The 17,694-nt window shown below is 65.0% G+C and carries 12 protein-coding genes and 1 tRNA gene; 9 read left to right on the top strand and 4 right to left on the bottom strand.

Translation table 11 applies throughout. The features are described 5' to 3' along the window. Window positions 1-48 precede the first annotated feature (48 nt). The 9 genes from P0D62_RS03875 (at window position 49) to P0D62_RS03910 (ending at window position 14,714) form a co-directional block, all read left to right on the top strand. Window positions 49-1,023, top strand: coding sequence for an RNA polymerase subunit sigma-70 (locus P0D62_RS03875; RefSeq protein WP_275701310.1), 975 nt, complete (start codon window positions 49-51; stop codon window positions 1,021-1,023). 57 nt (window positions 1,024-1,080) lie between these two features. Beyond that, a complete protein-coding gene (locus P0D62_RS03880; protein ID WP_275701311.1) occupies window positions 1,081-1,710 on the top strand; it encodes a dihydrofolate reductase family protein in 630 nt (209 codons plus the stop codon). Between the two features lie 46 nt (window positions 1,711-1,756). Further along, a complete protein-coding gene (locus P0D62_RS03885; protein ID WP_275701312.1) occupies window positions 1,757-2,560 on the top strand; it encodes an alpha/beta fold hydrolase in 804 nt (267 codons plus the stop codon). Between the two features lie 115 nt (window positions 2,561-2,675). Then, entirely contained in the window at window positions 2,676-2,933 is a 258-nt protein-coding gene (locus tag P0D62_RS19150; RefSeq protein ID WP_406708214.1) for a helix-turn-helix domain-containing protein, read from the top strand. A 103-nt stretch (window positions 2,934-3,036) separates the two neighbouring features. Continuing rightward, complete coding sequence (locus tag P0D62_RS03890; RefSeq protein WP_275701313.1) at window positions 3,037-6,999, top strand: helix-turn-helix domain-containing protein; 3,963 nt, start codon at window positions 3,037-3,039, stop codon at window positions 6,997-6,999. Window positions 7,000-7,255: 256 nt separating this feature from the next. Further along, entirely contained in the window at window positions 7,256-11,425 is a 4,170-nt protein-coding gene (locus tag P0D62_RS03895) for an NACHT domain-containing protein (RefSeq protein WP_275701314.1), read from the top strand. A 306-nt stretch (window positions 11,426-11,731) separates the two neighbouring features. Next, window positions 11,732-12,289 carry a type IV toxin-antitoxin system AbiEi family antitoxin domain-containing protein gene (locus tag P0D62_RS03900; RefSeq protein WP_275701315.1) on the top strand — a complete coding sequence of 186 codons (558 nt, stop codon included), beginning with the start codon at window positions 11,732-11,734 and terminating at the stop codon, window positions 12,287-12,289. After that, window positions 12,286-13,152, top strand: a complete 867-nt coding sequence (locus tag P0D62_RS03905) for a nucleotidyl transferase AbiEii/AbiGii toxin family protein (protein ID WP_275701316.1) — start codon at window positions 12,286-12,288, stop codon at window positions 13,150-13,152. The genes P0D62_RS03900 and P0D62_RS03905 overlap by 4 nt, the downstream gene beginning before the upstream one ends. 29 nt (window positions 13,153-13,181) lie before the next feature. Then, window positions 13,182-14,714 (top strand): recombinase family protein, encoded by a 1,533-nt coding sequence (locus tag P0D62_RS03910; RefSeq protein WP_275701317.1) that lies wholly within the window; start codon window positions 13,182-13,184, stop codon window positions 14,712-14,714. Window positions 14,715-14,906: 192 nt separating this feature from the next. On the opposite strand, the gene P0D62_RS03915 is transcribed toward P0D62_RS03910, so the two are convergent. The 4 genes from P0D62_RS03915 to P0D62_RS03930 all read right to left on the bottom strand — a co-directional run bounded on the left by P0D62_RS03915 (window position 14,907) and on the right by P0D62_RS03930 (window position 17,674). Next, window positions 14,907-14,979: transfer RNA gene (locus P0D62_RS03915), tRNA-Ala, on the bottom strand. A 308-nt stretch (window positions 14,980-15,287) separates the two neighbouring features. After that, window positions 15,288-16,277 (bottom strand): UDP-glucose 4-epimerase GalE, encoded by a 990-nt coding sequence (galE, locus tag P0D62_RS03920; protein WP_275701318.1) that lies wholly within the window; start codon window positions 16,275-16,277, stop codon window positions 15,288-15,290. A 71-nt stretch (window positions 16,278-16,348) separates the two neighbouring features. After that, on the bottom strand, window positions 16,349-16,957 hold the full coding sequence (locus P0D62_RS03925) for an MBL fold metallo-hydrolase (protein WP_275701319.1): 609 nt from the start codon (window positions 16,955-16,957) through the stop codon (window positions 16,349-16,351). A gap of 123 nt (window positions 16,958-17,080) precedes the next feature. Next, complete coding sequence (locus P0D62_RS03930) at window positions 17,081-17,674, bottom strand: TetR/AcrR family transcriptional regulator (RefSeq protein ID WP_275701320.1); 594 nt, start codon at window positions 17,672-17,674, stop codon at window positions 17,081-17,083. Window positions 17,675-17,694: the final 20 nt, after the last annotated feature.

Here is a 17,694-nt window from a genome sequence, read left to right on the forward strand (position 1 = left end):
ATAGCGCTTCTGACCAGGCTGTACGGAGGCCGAACGATACGATGACGCATGGCACCAACCATCCGGCGAGATGCGGATGCGGTTCCCGCGGTTGACGCGGATGAGTTCGCTCGCATCGTGGCGCCCTACCGTCGAGAACTGCTGGTGCATGCGTATCGGCTGACCGGTGCGTCGTCGGATGCCGAAGACGTGCTGCAGGAGGGCATGCTCGCGGCGTGGCGCGGGCTCTCAGGTCTGAGGGAGCGGGCGGCGTTGCGGGCGTGGCTGTACCGCGTGACCACGAATGCGGCGCTCCGGCTGGTCGAGCGACGCGGACCCCGACTGCTGTCCTGGGATACCGCTACCGCGGCCCATCCCGCGGCGGAGTTGGGTATGCTCCGCGAGGATGTCCGCTGGGTCGAGCCGTTCCCGGCAACCGGCGATCCGGCGGAGGCAACGGAGCGACGCGAGCACATCGAGTTGGCATGGATCGCCGCTTTGCAGCACCTTCCTGCCACACAACGTGCGGTGCTCGTGCTGCGGGAGGCGCTGGGATACACGGCCGACGAGACCGCGAACATCCTCGACACGACGCGGGCATCGGTCAACAGCGCGCTCCAGCGAGCACGCGCCACCCTCGCGCAGCGGATGCCGCAGCCCGACGACGCCAGCGCCCCCGACCTCGACCGCGCCGCCGTGCGGACGTTCGTCGAGGCGTTCACGGCCGGAGACGTGGAACGCGTGGTCGCGCTGCTGGCCGAGGACGCTCGGTTCACGATGCCGCCGCTTCCCGCCTGGTTCGACGGGCGTGCCGACGTCGCCGCGTTCCTGCGCAACAGCGTGTTCGCCACCCCGTGGCGGGCGTGTGAGGTCGGGCTGGTCAATGGGTATCCGGCGGTGTTCGGGGAACAGCTGTGGGAGGGCGAATGGCGGCCCGGCGCGCTGATGATCCTGCACCTTCGCGAGGGAAGGATCGACTGGCTGGCGACCTTCATCGGCCCGATGTGTGCGGCCTGGGCGGAGAACCTTCCGTCCGACCGATGAATCTCCGCCCCCGCGCGTATCCCAATAGATGACGGATACATACGGAAGGAGCGCATCATGCGCAGGATCATCGTCAACAACATCGTCTCTCTCGACGGCTATTACGCCGACGCCACCGGTAACCCGCTCGTGCTGAACATGGATGCCGCCTTCGACCAGGCCAACCTCGACAGCATCAACGCTGCTGACATGGTGCTGCTGGGCCGGGACTCGTTCGACGGGTTCAGCTCCTACTGGCCGTTCATCGTCGACGCTCCTGAACCGGCCGACGCTGATGCCCCCGAGGCTCGCGCGTTCAACGAGGTGAACCGCGCGATCAGCCGCCGCTATAACGCGATCCCGAAGGTCGTCGTCAGCGACCGCGGCCCGGTGGCCACCGACAACGCGTGGGCGCAGACCACCACCGTGATCCCGCGCGACGAGGCGGCCGGATGGATCGCTGACGCGAAGCAGAATGGCGACGGCGACATCGTCGTCTTCGGCAGCCGTCGAACCTGGAACGGCCTCCTGTCCGAGGGGCTGGTTGATGAGCTGCATCTGATGGTCAGCCCGACCGTGCTCGGCGACGGTGTGCGCCTGTTCGGCGTCCCGGCCGACCTCGACCTGGTCGAGTGCCGCCGCTTCGAGGATTCTCCGAACGTGCAACTGCGGTACCGCGTGACCTCGCCGCGACCAGACAATGTCTGAAGACAGCGGCAGCATCCCGCGAGAACACCGAGCGAAGGAGACGGACATGCCTCATGTGACATCGGTCGACGGCACGACCATCGGCTACGACCGACTGAGCAGCAACGGTCCCGCCGTGATCCTGGTCAGCGGTGGGCTGGACGACGGTGCCGAGAACGTTCCATTGGGGCGACACCTCGCGGAGCAATTCACCGTCGTCACCTACCGACGGCGCGGGCGCGGCGATAGCGGCGACACCCAGCCATACGCGGTGCAGCGCGAAGTGGAGGATCTCGCGGCGGTCGTCGACGCCGTCGGCGGGCGGGCCCACCTGTTCGGCGCATCCTCCGGCGGCGCACTCGCCCTGGAGGCAGCGGCGGCGGGCCTGCCCGTGGACCGGATCGCCGTCCACGAGGTGCCGTACCTGCTCGGCGACGAGATGCTCGCCGCCTGGCGTGGCTACAAGACGGATCTCGATGCCGCTCTCGACGCGGACGACCGAGACGAGGCGCTGCGTCTGTTCATGCGGCTCGCCGGTGCTCCCGTCGAGCAGATCCCGGCTGCGGGAACCGACCCCGTGTGGGATGCGCTGCGAGCTGTGGCTCCGACGCTGCGGTACGACGCCGCCTGCCTCGGCGACGGCCCGCCGCCCGCTGGCCGGCTCGCCACGGTGGCACAGCCGGTCCTCCTCACGACGGGGGTGACTATCGACCCGCACATGGCCGGGCTGCCCGCGGACTTCTTCGGTGCCGCCGCCGACGCTGCTGCTGTCAGCCTCCCGAACGCACGCCGAGCAACCATCGAGCTTGCTGGGCATGTCCCCGATCCGGCCGTCCTCGGCCCGATCTTGAGCGACTTCTATACGCACTGAATGCGACGCGCCCCGGTTGAGGTTGCGTCCAGGACGAAGAACGAGAAACACCCTCGCGAAACGCGGTTCACAAGGGCGTTTGGCTGTGGTCTCTAGGGTACCCAACTGGAACCACATGCGCAGGCTGGAACGCCGTGATTCCGCGTGGATACGGGGATCTGCAACCCTCCAGGTGTCGCCGCCACTCACGTTTGACGAGGGTTTCGATGTCGTCGAGAACCCTAGTAGACGTAGTAGAACCCCTCTCGGGGAGAAGCAAGTAGAAGCTATTAGAACTGCCAGGGCGGGCGGCGAGAGCGTCATGGTGATCGCGGAGCGATTTGGTGTGAGCCGGATGACGGTGTGGCAGAAGACACGAAACTCGACCACCTGATGCCCAGGTACGCGGCTCGGCCCGAATCCTCAGTTTCCTGCGCTCGCTGACCGCACACTGAGTACACAAGGCCACAAAGTCCACAATCTGCTACGCTAGTGGTATGAACAGTGCAGAAGAGCTCGAGCCGTTCCTAAACGTTCGCGAAACCGCGAAGCTCCTTGGGGTACACGAGAACACGATCAGGAACTGGGTCACGGCCGGCACCCTCGTATCGGCTCGTGTGCCTGGCTCGAAGCAGCATCGCTTTGCCAGAGAAGAGGTGCTGCGTCTTCAGAAGGAACGTGGCTCAAGCGCTTCGTCGGTCGCACCCGCGCTCCGCACGGACGGGCCTGAGCTCATCACGGCGAACGAACTGAACGCCTGGGCGTCCCGCGATGATGCGAAGACCGCCTTTCCCGAGTTGATGCGTCGTCTTCTCGCGGTGACTCCCGGGATCAGCAATCTGCAAGTCCGTGCCCACGAAGGTGTGGCTGCCTCTGGTTGGGACGGCACCGCCACGTCTGCAGGTAGTGCATACCTTCCGGTCGGCGAGCTGCGCTTCGAGTTCGGCGCGGACGCCAACCCGAAAGGAAAGGCTCAGAGCGACTACGACAAGCGGGTGCTCGCGCTCCCCGCTGACGCGAGTTCAGTCTTTGTCTTCGCCACGCCAAGGAACTGGGGTGGCGGTAGCGCGTGGGCTTCCGATCGCGCCGCCGAGAAGAAGTTCGCTGGCGTGAAGGCCATCGATGCGCACACTCTAGAGAGTTGGCTCCAAGAATCGCCGTCCGTACATCGTTGGATTTCGGAGCGATTAGGCTACCGACCGCGAGACGCACAGACCATCGAACGGTGGTGGAAGGCTTTTCAGGGTCGCACGACGGTGGCGCTCCCGGCCGACTTCTTCGCGGCTGGACGCACTGCTGAGGCCGACGAGTTGCGTGCAACCCTTACTGCTGCAGGATCCAGCCATGCGATCTTGGCCATTCAAGCGCCGTGGCGCGATGAGGCCCTTGCCTTCACGTTCGCCGCCTTGGCTGCGCAGAACGACCTTCTGTACCGGGCCATTGTTGTCACCGACAGCGCCGCCTGGCAGCGGCTGACCGAATCACGGTCTCCTCTGATTCTCGTTCCGTTGTTTTCCGATGCGCTCGACCTCGCGGCCGCGGTCGACAACGGACATCGGGTGATCTTGATCGCCGAGCCTGGCGACATCATTCGAAACGCGAAGAAGATTGAGCTCCGCAAGGTCGACCGCGCAACCGCTCGCGAGGCGCTTAAGGCCGTCGTGTCCGACTCGAACAAGGCCGAGGCGATGGTGGCCCTCGCGCGTCGCAGTGTGCCCGCGCTCGTTCGTTCGATCGCACGCGAGCCACGCTTCCGAGCCCCAGAGTGGGTCACCAGTACCGATCAAGCCGCTGTCCTCGCACCACTCGTTCTGGTTGGTTCGTGGACGAACGCTGAAGGCGACCTCGCAGTGATCGAAAGGCTGACCGGACGATCACGCGACGATCTCGATCGCCTTCTGAAAAGCCTCGCCGGCCGTGCGGATGCACCGTTCGTTCGTTCGGGCGGCACCTGGCGTGTCACCTCGCCGGCGGAGGCTGCTCTTCTCCTCCTACCGACGCTTACTGATGGTGAACTATCGAGGTGGGCCGAGGTTGTCACAGATGTCCTGTTGACACCGGACCCCTACCAGGGCATGGATGCCGTCGCTCGTCTGACCGCGAGCGCCCAGGGCACCAACCCGCCCCATTCGGAGACGCTCAGGAAAGGCGTGGCGGACGGACTAGCGCTCGCCGCCGCGAGCGACGTCGAGCTTCCCGCTGACCTAGCCATGCAGGGGCGGGTCAGCCGGCTCGTTCACGATCTACTTCAAGCTGCAAACGCCGACGACACAGGAACGACCTGGGCTCGACTGGCCAGTTTCCTGCCCAGCTTGGCGGAAGCCGCCCCGGAGGTATTTCAGGATGCGGTTGAACTCGACTTGGACCGCGCCGACCCGATTCTTCGCACGATGTTCCAAGACAGCGGCGCGGACACTCTTTTCGGACCATCGTCACCACACCCCAACTTGCTGTGGGCACTCGAGACGCTGTGCTGGTCGCCGACCTATTTCGGTCGGGCGGCAGCGCTTCTTGGAAGGCTGTCCGCACTGGATCCCGGTGGTCGGCTAAGCAATCGTCCGATCGAGAGCCTGCAGAATGTCGCCGCGGGCTGGTTGCCTCAGAGCGGCGCGAGCGCCGACGACAAACTCGCCGTCATCGCGCGCCTCATGCAGCGCGAACCCGATGTCGGCTGGAAGCTTGCCCTCGGCGTCTGGCCTGAACATCGCGCAGTTGCTTTCCAGCCGCACGCTCCGACGTATCGCGACTGGTCACCCATCCGGCAATCGGTCACCTATGCGGACTGGGGGCATTTCGTTCATGAGCTCGTGTTCCTCGTCACCACCGCTGCTGGGACCGACGCAGCACGCTGGAAAGAGCTTGTTCCGCAGATCGATCAACTACCACCCCAGGAGCGGGTCACAGTCCTAGCCAAGCTCCGCGAGGTCATCGGCGCTCAAGACTGGTCGCCCGAAGACGTGTATGCGGTTTGGGAAACGCTGAGCAGCGAGGCAGATCGGCACGAGGAATACTCCGACGCCGAGTGGGCTATGCCCGCCGAGGACGTGGTCACGTTCCGAGAGCTTGCCGACGCCCTCACGCCCACCCAAGACGGGCGACGGTTCTCCAGTCTCTTCGACTGGCAGGCTCACGTACCCAATCTCAAGCTGGGCGACGAAGGATACGACATCGAACTCGCGCGACTTCGACGCGAGGCGCTCGACCACGTACTTGTGCTCGGCTCAGACGCACTGCGCTCGCTCATCATCGATGTCAAGACACCCCATGTCGTGGGACGGCTACTCGCAGGCACGGCCAACGCGCCAGATCAAGAGATTCTCGGGTGGCTAAGTTCATCGGAGCCCAACTTGAATCAAGCAGCGTTGAACTACGCGAGCGTGAAGATCCGCGAAGGCGGAATGGAGTGGCTGAAAGAAGCCTTCGCAAGCCCGGCGCTTCAGGAGGCCGAAGCTCGAGAGATTCTGATGGCGGCAGTGCCCCTCTCCCGCCAGTACTGGACTGAGGTGTCCTCGCTGGGCGAAGAACTCGAAGAGGCCTATTGGAAACGAGCTCAGCCCTTCGCTGCGGCCTCTGAAGATCGGGCGGAGGGCGTTCGGCGGTTCGTTCAACATGGTCGCCCCTGGGAGGCGATGGCACTTCTGAGCATCATGCTGCACGAGCATCAGGAACCGGAGATCAGTCTCGTCAAAGAGGTGTTCGACGCACTACGTCGAGGAACGGAGCCTCCCCAGGACGCCACGATGAGCGGCTACTACGTCGGCAAACTTCTGGAATACATGGAACAACGGGTGCCCGACGACAACGAGCTCCCAGGCTACGAGTTCATGTTCTTTGAGCTTGTCCACGACCATGAGCCTTCGGGCGCCCTCTATCGGGCGCTGAGCAAGGATCCCACTGATTTCGTCAACATGGTGAGCGCCATCTTCCGAGCGGAAGGGGAGCCCAAGCGAACGCCCACACCACAGGAGAAGGCCTTCGCACACCTATCCTTCTCAGTGCTCCGCAAATGGCGCACGCTCCCCGGACTCGCGGCCGACGGCAGTATCGACACCGACCACCTCACGGAATGGATACGCGCCGCCCGCCTTGCCCTCGCGGATAGTGGGCGAGCATCGATCGGCGACGAGCAGATCGGTCAGGTACTTGCCTCGAGCCCTGTTGGGTCAGACGGGGTTTGGCCAGCCGAAGCCGTTCGGGAGATCATCGAAAACGTTGGCAATGCACGGATCGATACGGGCTTGCACATCGGCAAGACCAATCAACGTGGTGTGACGTCGCGTGGCGTGTTCGATGGCGGCGATCAGGAACGTGTGCTCGAACAGCAGTACCGGGAGATGGCTGGCAAGATCGCCACGCGGTGGCCACGCACGGCTCGCATCCTGCGAGGCATCGCGGACAGTTATCAGCTTGAAGCCCGCCGTAACGACGCAGAAGCGGAACGAATGGGCGACGACGGATAATGCTCTCCTCCTCAATGATGATGGATCGCTGGGTGGTACCCGCGGCTATCTCCCGTAGCACTCGATGCATGCGAGCAGGAACCCTCAGGCTGACTGCGGGTGATTGTTGCTTTTCGCACCAATTCTCCTCCCGGATTTCTTCACTCGAGAGGCATGATGATCCGGGCCGACCGGGTCCGTGCGCGGACCTGATAGACGACAATGGCGCAGCTGAGGAGCGAGCTCAGCAGTATGTCCGACACAGCGAGGGAGCCGAGTGAATATTCCAGATATCGACTTCGCGTGCGTGCGCTTGCTTGGTGCGGGAGGCCAGCGTGACGGATACGAGCAACTCATCTGTGAGCTGGTCGCGCAAGAGCCCCCGCACGCCGACGCGAAGTTCGTGTCCCTTCACGGAGTCGGAGGCGATGGAGGCGTTGAGTGCTACTGGACTCTTCCCGGCGGTGCCGAGCACGGCTGGCAAGCGAAGTATTGGACCAGCCACGCCGACGTCGACAAGTCGCAGCTCGACGCATCCGTCAAAGCAGCCCTCACCAACCACCCGGATCTCACCAAGTACATCATCGCCATCCCCGCCGACCCGACCGGCCCTAGGGGCGGCAAGGGGAAATCGCTACTGGAGAAGATAAACGACCCTGGTGGTTGGCTCGAGGGTTGGCAGACGATGGCGGCCGCCCGCGGCATGACCGTCGCCTTCGAGTTCGAATGGGCGACGAACATTGCCACACGCCTGACCCGCTTGGACGCCTCCGGCGCCCAGCGGCGGTACTGGTTCGACGCCGACGTTCTCTCCCAACAGTGGTGGATCGACCGACTGCAGGACGCGACCGAGGCTGCTAGACCTCGGTACACCCCAGAGTTGAACGTGGACGTCCCTGCCGCTCGAAGCATCGCCGCGCTCTGCTCAGACGATGAGTGGTGGCAGGTCGTCCTCGGCCAGGTCGACGAGCTCACGGAAGCGACACGACGCCTGCAGCACGCCGGAAACGATGCAACGGCGGCTGATCTGGATGCTGCTCGTAGCGCCGCCACGACCGTCATTGAGGCCCTTAAGACATGGGAGCGCGCCCGGACGAACGCTGAGTTCCAGCGCCTCGACCAAACGCTGAAGGCCGCCGCCACTGTGGCCAGGGAGCAGGAGGCCCTCGAGGTCGACCGGATGAACGCGACGCACGAGAACTGGGACACCGCGGGGTGGAGACAGTACCAGAGCGAGTACATGGTCCAGTTCCCGGCCGAAGCCGTCGATGCTCTCCGCGCCTTGGGCGACAAACTCGAAACCGCAACCGAGCTCCTCATTAGCCCCCTCGGGACGCTCGCCAGCGCTCAAGTTGCGTTGATGACCGGACCCGCCGGCATCGGCAAGACCTACCTTGCGCTGGATGCCGCCGCCCGGCGCCTTCAGAGAGGGCGGCCCAGCATCGTGATGCACGGTCGCTGGTTCATTGACCGCGACCCGCTCACCCACCTTCGCGACGTACTCCAGATGCCAGCGGACCTGACCAGCGAGGAGACCATCGCGCTGCTGGACCAAAGCGCGCGCGCCGCGGGAGCACCCACCTTGCTCGTCATCGACGCGCTCAACGACACCCGCCCGCGGTCGGTGTGGCGGGACAATCTCGATCGCCTCATCTCCATCGTCACCCGGCACTCGCACGTTCGGCTGCTGCTGACCGCACGCACCCACTACATCAATCAGGTCCTCCCGCCCGGCATGTCCATTCCCCGGTTCGAGCACACGGGGTTCGAGGGTGTCGAGTTCGAGGCGGTCAGCGAGTACGCCGCGTTCTACGGTCTCGAGCCTCCGACGTCACCGCCTATCCACGGCGAGTTCGACAACCCGCTCTACCTCCGGTTGGTCTGCGAAGCGCTGCAATCTGATGGCCGCCTCTCGCTTGACCAGGCCAACATGGGGCTGGGCGAGCTCACCAAAATGATCCTCGACCACGCGAACGAGGCGGTCAGTAGTCGCATCGACGCATCGGTGTCCGACCAGATCGTTCACCGCGCGATGCACGCTTTGGCCGGCGCTGTCGCAGACAAGGGCGGCGCCCCGCTAACCCGCCTCGCCGCGCAGGCCGTGCTTAACCCGATCTGGTCCGATAACGGTGTGGAGAAGTCGCTGCTCGATGGACTCGTCGCACAGGGTCTTGTCGAAGAAGACGTTATCCTGGATAGCGGCCCTTATGGCACCGACATCATCACCGTTACCTTCGAGCGCATCGGCCACCACCTGATTGTCTCCGATGCGCTCGCACATGTGAATGACGCGGATGGCGTACGTGCTCAGTTGTCCGGTCGCCTCGGGGAGCTCATCGGACTCGACGCAACTATCGACGTCGGTCTCCTAGAAGCGACCTCGGTCGTCGTCGCCGAACGCTTCGGGCTCGAGCTGACCGCGTTCTCCGCCGAGATCCCCGACACCGCCGCCCGCGACGCTGCCGTCATCGCCGGCACGGCATGGCGACCCGTGTCCTCCATCTCCCTTGACGCGGGGAGGATCATCATCAACGCTTTGCACCGCCGTGAGACCTTCGACGCAGGCCTCACGATGCTGTTCAGGCTCGCAGCTCGCCCCGGCCACCCGCTCAACGCCGACTTTCTCCATGAGTTCTTCAGTGAACTCACCATGTCGACCCGAGATCAGTTCCTCGCCGGGTGGCTGCACACCAGTCACGGCACCAGCGGAGCGGTCGACCGTCTGATCCGCTGGGGAGGCGAGAAACCGCTAGACCTGGTCGGCACGGAAACCACCCGACTGTGGGTCACCGCACTGCTCTGGACGACTAGCGCCACTGATCGCCGCGTTCGCGAGCCAGCCACGATCGCCGCAGCCCGCCTGCTTGCGCGTCACCCTCACCAGGCCGCCGCCCTGATCGAACGATTCTGCATCGTCGACGATGAGTGGGTCGTCGAACGCGCGCTTCAGGTCTCCTACTCGGCGCTGCTGGCTAGCGGTAGCGACGCCGACTGGGGCGCTGCCGCCGAGGTCGTCTCGGCCGCCTTCTTCGCACCCTCCGCAGACCTCACCCCCAACGCCGCCGTTCGCGACGCCGCCCGCTGCATTCTCGAAGCGGCACTCGATCGCGAAGCGCTCCCCGCAGAGGTGACGCCTGACCATTTCCGCCCCCCTTACACCAGCACCTGGCCACTGACCTGGCCCACGGAAGAGGACATCGCCCCCTACGACAATCGCGACTACCCGAAGCTCGTGCACTCCACCACGACAGACGACTTCTTCACCTACCAGCTCACGCATGAACTCCGTGACCGGCCGGGTATCGACGCGGCAGCCGGCGCACGATGGGTAGTCGCAGAGGTCATCCGACTCGGCTACCGACCCCGCCTGCATTCAAACTTCGACGGCTACGTGCTGGGAAAGTACGGGCCCGGACGCGGGAAGCCAAAGTGGATCGAACGGATCGGCAAGAAATACCAGTGGATCGCACTCAACCGGCTCATCGGTCACCTATCCGACCACGCACCCAAGACCAGAAGCTCCTGGGAAGCCCCACCGCCCGCTATTCCTGGACCCGATTCCTCTATTGTCCGGCAGGTCGACCCCACAGTGACCGAGTTCGAACCCGCATGCGATGCGCCTCGCCCCTGGGTGCCGACCTACGACTGGGACGCGAAGACTGGGAAGACCGACGCTCAATGGGTGGCGGATGACTCCGACCTGCCCACTATTGACGTCACCTCTGCCAAACGAGACGGACGCCCCTTCATCGTCGTGTCGGGCTCATACAGCTGGGATCTCATTGGCGACGCCGCGAAGCGCACCCACCAGGTTTGGACCAACCTCTACACCCACCTGGTGAGCACCGACGATCTTTCCGTTGCCCTTGGCGAACTCGAAGGACGGGACTTGATCAACAGCCTGGGAATGTCCCGGCTCCCCATGAGCTATAACGGGTACGTCGGCGAGTACCCGTTCGGGCACCACCACGGCGCGACGCTGAGTGTCATGGAGCACGAGTGGACGGATCCGCTCAGCGTTTCGACACGACCAGCTGTATGGGAGCTGCTCGGCGAAAACGAGTACGCACGTGGGAATCTCGAAACGGTCTCGTTTGACGCCCCCGCTCCTGAGTTCTTCGGCCCCACACCGGGGGTTCTCCGCTGGAACGGTCGCAACGGATGGACCGACGCGCGCGGTCGGCTCATCGCCGTTTTACGCCACTCCGTCAACGTCGGCCAGAACGAGCTCCTGATCGATGCCGGTTTCCTGCGGGGCTGGCTCACCGCCGAGCGGAAGTCGCTGATCTGGGTCGAGAACACAGGAAAGGACGTCTACCGAGAGATGGGTTGGGGCAAGTCCCATCCGGGAACGCTCGTTCGTTCCCAGGTCCGGGCGTGGACCCCCGGGGAGGACGTGCGGACCGTTGCGCCTGGCTGGCAACGCATGCCCGCCCGCGACAATTGATATCACGATCGGCGCAACTCATTTCCACAGGTGGTGCCGATCTATCGAGATCCCCCAGGACGTGCCACACCAGACCGTTCAATGCCCACAGTTCAGTCAGCCTCTGGAGAGATCAAGACGAAGTACCACCGCATCATCGACGGACTAGAAGCGGCTGGAGACCGCGCAACTGTTCGTCTACAGCAACTGAGACGAGTACCCATGCCATCTCCGCGAGATGACAACCGCTGTGCGCCTTGATGCTGGCACGATACATCATCAGATATGCTTACGTGTGTACGTTTCGTCTCGAAGGTGGGGGTAGTTATGGCGACGTTGAGGCCGGGGACGGCCGAGGAGTCAGGCCTATCACGCAGCGGGCTGTACCGTGCGGCACGTGAGGGGCGATTGGAGCGGATCGCGCGGGGCATCTACCTGCCGGCGGATGCTCCGGCGGCAGACTGGGACTGGATCGAGGCTGCGACCCGTCGCCCGGATGCGACGATCTGCCTGACGTCCGCGCTCGCGCACCATGAGTTGACTGATGCGATCCCCGCCGCGTTGGATGTCGCGATCCCCCGCGGATCGCGTACGCCGGCGAGCACGGGCGCGATCGCGTGGCATCAGTTCGACCGGCCAACGTTCGAGATCGGCCGGGAGAAGATCCCGATTCCAGGCACAGATCAGACGATCGGGATCTACTCACCCGAGCGAGCGATCACCGATGCGTTCCGGCTGCGTGGCGAGGTCGGGTATGAGCTGGCGCGGGAGTCGTTGAAGGAGTGGCTGCGCCGCGGCGGGAAACCAGCCCATCTGATGGAGATCGCCTCTCGGCTCCCTCGGGCAAAGTCTCCCGTCCTCCAGGCATTGGAGGCGCTGGCATGAGTGTGGGCGATGAGGTGTTCCGCCGCATCCAGTCCGCGGCACGCTCCGCCGCCGCGAAGGCTGGGACGGGTGCGCCGACGCAGGAGTATCTGATCCGGCATACGCTGGAGTCGTTCCTGGACCGGCTTACGCGCACTGCCCATGCCGAGGACTTCGTGCTCAAGGGCGGGATCCTGCTGGCCGGCTACGGCGTGCGGCGCCCGACCAAGGACGCCGACGCGAACGCCATCGGAGCGGACGTCACTGCCGATCACCTCATCGCAGTCGTTCACGACATCGCCGCCGTCCAGACCGATGACGGGGTGGTGTTCGACCTCGACTCGATCAGCGTGCAGGAGATCCGCGAGCATGCCGACTACCCCGGATTCCGGGTGCGGGTCGGTGTGTCGATCGGGCCGTGGAAGGGCACCGCTGCGTGGGATGTCTCCACCGGAGATCCGATCGTGCCCGCGCCGCGGCAGGTGCGCATCGACCGCGTCCTGGGCGAACCGATCGCGCTGCTCGGCTACGCGCCCGAGACGACGATCGCTGAGAAGGGGGTAACCATCCTGGAGCGGGGGATCACCAGCACGAGGTGGCGCGACTACGTCGACATTGTCCAGCTCGCCAGGCAGGGCATCGACACTGACGAACTGCTTCGCTCCGCGCGGGCCGTGGCCCGCTACCGCGGCGTCACCCTCGAGCCCATCGCGCCCTACGTCGTCGGCTACGGGCAAGTCGGTCAGGCCAAATGGGCGGCATGGCGTCGCAAGGAACGACTGGAGGAGGCCTGTGAAGCAGACCTCGACGGGCAGATGACACTGGTGGCCTCTTACCTGGATCCCGTGTTCAGCCGCGGCGACGCCCCGCCACCTCGCACATAGCGCGCGTCTGGGCCCCGGAGCGTTGGGGCATGACTACTACCACCACAGAGAGTCCGTTGTCTCCGCTTCGGGCCGTGTCCTATGTCCGCGTCTCCACCCTCGATCAGGCCCGGCGAGGTGCTGAGCCGGAGGGGTTGTCGATCCCAGCGCAGCGGGAGGCGAACCGACGGCGAGCGTTGGAGATGGGTGCGCTCGTGGTTGCGGAGTTCGTCGAGCGTGGCCGCTCGGGCAGGTCCATCGAGCGACCCGAGTTGCGGCGGATGTTGGAGTACATTCAGGACCGGCCGGTGGACTTCGTGATCGTGCACAAGATCGACCGCCTCGCCCGCAACCGGGCCGACGACGCAGTGATCACGAAGACGATCCTGGGAGCGGGTGCGTACCTGGTCTCTACAACTGAGGCGATCAGCACGACACCGAGCGGGAGGCTGCTGCATGGGATCATGGCGTCCATCGCGGAGTTCTACTCCCAGAACCTCGCCACCGAGGTGATGAAGGGGATGCGACAGAAGGCAATCCAGGGAGGAACACCCGGACGGGCGCCGCTCGGCTATCTCAACGAGCGTCGCTTTGACGACGGCCATGAAGTCCGCACGATCACGGTCGACCCGGAACGCGCCGAGCATGTCGTCTGGGCGTTCAACGCCTACGCCACCGGCGAGTGGAGCGTCACCCGTCTGACCGCCGAACTCGAATCCCGTGGCCTGACGACCAGGCCAGGCCCGAACACGCCAGCGCAGCCGTTGACGGTCAACGGGCTCCACCGTGTGCTCCGACATCCGTACTACAAAGGCGTGGTCGTCCACAACGGCGTCGAGCATCCCGGTCGCCACAAGCCACTGATCGACCCGGTGACCTGGGCGACCGTGCAAGACATCCTCACTTCCCGCCGCAACGGAGAGCGCTCACGTGAGCACGACCACTACCTCAAAGGCACGGTGTTCTGCATCGAGTGTGGCAGGCGGCTGATCATGCAGCACACCCGCACCAAGACCGGCCGCGTCTACGAGTACTACGTCTGCCACCGACACCGCGAGGCCACCTGCCTGCAACGCAAGGTCCTGCCGATCGCCCAGGTTGAGCAGCGGGTCGAGGACCTCTACCGCACGATCGAGCTGAACCCCCGCCAGCGTGTACACATCGAACAGATTGCGCTCGCGAAGCTCCACCGACAGCAGGCAGCCAACGACGAACGACTCACGCAGATCACCGTCGAGGCCCAGACGGTCAACGCGAATCAGGTCAAACTGCTCGAGGCCTACTACGCCGACGCCATCAACCGCGAGCTGTTCCTCACCCACCAGCGACGGCTCAACACCGAGCAGACGAGCCTCGTCCACGAGAGGGCGAAGCTGGAGTCCGAGAACACCGAGATCCAGCAGCGCCTCTGCGACGCCCTCGACCTGCTTCAAGACGTCCACGCCACCTACGCCGATGCGCCAGCGACCATGCGGAAGCAACTCAACCGCGCCATCTTCGCCGGGATCTTCCTCGGCCCAGAACCCGGCCAGATCCGCACCGACCTCAACGAGCCCTTCGCGACCATCACCCAACCCAGATGAGTCCCGAGCGACCCTGGTCACCTTAGTAGAACCACCCCGGCGGAGAGGCAAGGAGAACCTACTCGAACCACCCGCGCTGCCAGCAAACCTGCTGATCAGAGCAGGTTTTCCAGCGAGCCAGGAGACGACTGAGGCCGCCCTCTCGGACGGCCTCACAAGCGTCGATCTGCACTTTTGACAAGAGCAACTGGGTGGAGCATAGGGGACTCGAACCCCTAACTTCCACCTTGCAAAGGTGGCACTCTACCAATTGAGTTAATGCCCCGAGACGGGTCGAGTATAGGGGGTGGACCGTCTCGCGGTCACATCCTGCCTGCCGGAGGCCTGTCTTGAGACAGAACGGTCAGGCGGTTGCGGGGATGTAGGTGATATCGAAACGGTCCTCAACCGGGGCACGATGGCGTCGACGGTACCGCCTGTCCCACCGTGCGCTTCCACAAGCTCGGTGTGGACGAGTCGTTGGCGACTCCGGCACCTGCCTACGTCGTCATTAGGACTAAAACTGCAAACTGCAAAAATCAAGTCTTTGCAGTTTGCAGTTTGCGTGCGTGCGTGCGTCGCAGAGCCGGGTGGTCAGTAGCCGAGCATCTCCTTGCGCTTCGGCAGCCAGGCGATGGCGTCGCGGACGGCGTCTGTCTCGGTGAGCTGGGCCTCCCATCCCAACAGGTCCTTCGCCTTCTTCGAGACGGTGTAGACGCCGGCGACGTCGCCAGGGCGCGGCGGACCGAACTGCACGTTCAGCGGATCGCCGCTGATCTCCTCGAAGGAGGCCGCCAGTTCCTTGACGGTCACGCCGTTGCCGGTGCCGACATTGATCACCTGGTAGTCGGCATCGGCGGTGGCCTCGTCGAAGTGCTCCAGCGCGGCGACGTGGGCCTGCGCGAGATCCCAGACGTGGATGAAGTCGCGGATGCCGGACCCGTCGCGGGTGGGCCATTCGACGCCGGTGACCGTGAAGGTCTCCTTGTTGACCCACGCCTCGAGCAGCTTCGCGAGCACGTGCGACGGCTTCTCGAGCTGCTGTCCGGAGCGCAGCTTGGGGTCGGTGCCGATGGGGTTGAAGTAGCGCAGCGACAGCACCCGCACGTCGGAGGCCACCGTGAAGTCCTTGAGGATCATCTCCACCATGAACTTGGTGGTGGCGTACGGCGAGCCGGGTCGCAGCGGGGACTCCTCGGTGACCACGAAGTTCTCGTCGGGCGCGTAGATCGAGGCCGACGACGAGAACAGGAAGCGCTTCACGCCACCCCGCTCGACGGCCTTCAGCAGTTCGACGGTCTTGCCGACGTTGTTGTCGTAGTAGCCCAGCGGATCCTCGACGGACTCCGGCACCACGATCTTCGCCGCGCAGTGCACGACGGCGTCGACGTCATTCTCGCTGAAGATGCGATCCAGGAGAGCGGCGTCGGCGATGTCGCCCTCATGCAGCGTGCGATCGCCGATGAACTCGCGGCGGCCCGTGGAGAAATCGTCCAGGATCACCACCTCATGCCCGGCGTCCTCGCACGCCGACGCGACGGTGCTGCCGATGTACCCGGCGCCTCCGGTGATCAGTACCTTCATCCGTGTCTTTCCCTCCGCTTCGAGACTAAGTCCATCCTATGGGGTGGGGGTGGAGCGGGCGACAGGGGCGCTCACCAACCGCGAGCGATCCAGTCCCGAAGCTGTGGGCGCTCGGCGCCGATCGTCGTCGAGTCGCCGTGGCCGGGGCAGACGACGGTGGCGTCGTCGAGGGCGAACAGCGCGGTTCCGATCGACTCGACGATGGTGGCGAAGTTGGAGTACTTCCAGCGCGTGGCGCCGGGGCCGCCGGGGAAGAGGGTGTCGCCGGCGAAGACGACGCCCAGAGACTCCGCGACGAAGCACGTCGAGCCGGGCGTGTGGCCGGGTGTGGCGCGAGCGACGAGGGTGGCGCCGGCTGCCTCGAACGTGTCGCCATCGTTCAGCGGGGCGAAGCGTGCGGTGGGGTGCGACTCGCGCCAGAGGAAGTCGTCGGGCTCGCGCAGTCGCGGCGGCACGTCGACCTTCTGGCCAAGGCCCACGGCGGCCCGGACGTGGTCCCAGTGGCCGTGAGTGAGCAGGATCGCGGTGACGCGACGGTCGTCGACCGCAGCCAGAACGGTGTCGGTGCTGTGCGCCGGGTCGATGACGATCACCTCGGAATCGTCGCCGACCAGCCAGGTGTTGTTCTCCATTCCGCTGACGGGGTCGGAGGTGGTGATGCGTTCGATCCGGGCTGTCACTGGCGGGCTCCTTCGTTGGCTGCGTCCACGCTACCTCGCTGGATGGAGGCCGTGATCGGGTTCTTGGGACTTCGCTAGCTCTCCTCGAGGCTCCTCGCAGAGCTCGTCGCACCTCGAAGAGCGTCACCGGGGGGCGGGTTCGGTGAAGCGGGAGGCGATCAGGCCGGTCAGGTAGATCATCCGGGCCTCGCCGCCGCCGGTGCTGAGCACGAACGTCGACTCGTACAGGGCGTCGATGATGTCGATGAAGTCGGCGACCTCGACGGTGAGCCGCAGGCCCAGGCGATCGGCAGCTGCGGTCAGCACCTCGCGGAACAGTGGCGTCAGCTCGCAGCGACGCTCGCCCAGGCGCTCTTGGAGTTTGGGGTCGCGGTGCGAGCGCAGGGTGATCTCCAGCATCGTGGTGTGCACCTCGGGCGAGACCATCCGGCTCTGCAGCACCAGGGCGACCGCCTCCTCCAGCTGCACCCCGCCGGGCAGCTGTTCGACGGCCTCCCGGAACAGCGCGCTGGTGGCGGTGTGCACGTCTTCGACGATGGCGAGGATCAGCTCGTCCTTGTCCTCGAAGTTGGAGTAGAACGCCCCCCGGGTGAACCCCGCGGCCTCGCTGATCTGCTCGACGCTGGTGGCGTCGATACCGCGGGCGGCGAACTCCCGGATGCCGGCCTGGATCAGGCGCTTCCGGGTGGCTTCTCGTCGCGGGGTGGGGTCGGTCATGCGCACAGCCTAACGGTCGG

Origin of the sequence: Tessaracoccus caeni, assembly GCF_029211185.1 — a bacterium.
Taxonomy (GTDB): Bacteria; Actinomycetota; Actinomycetes; order Propionibacteriales; family Propionibacteriaceae; genus Arachnia; species Arachnia caeni.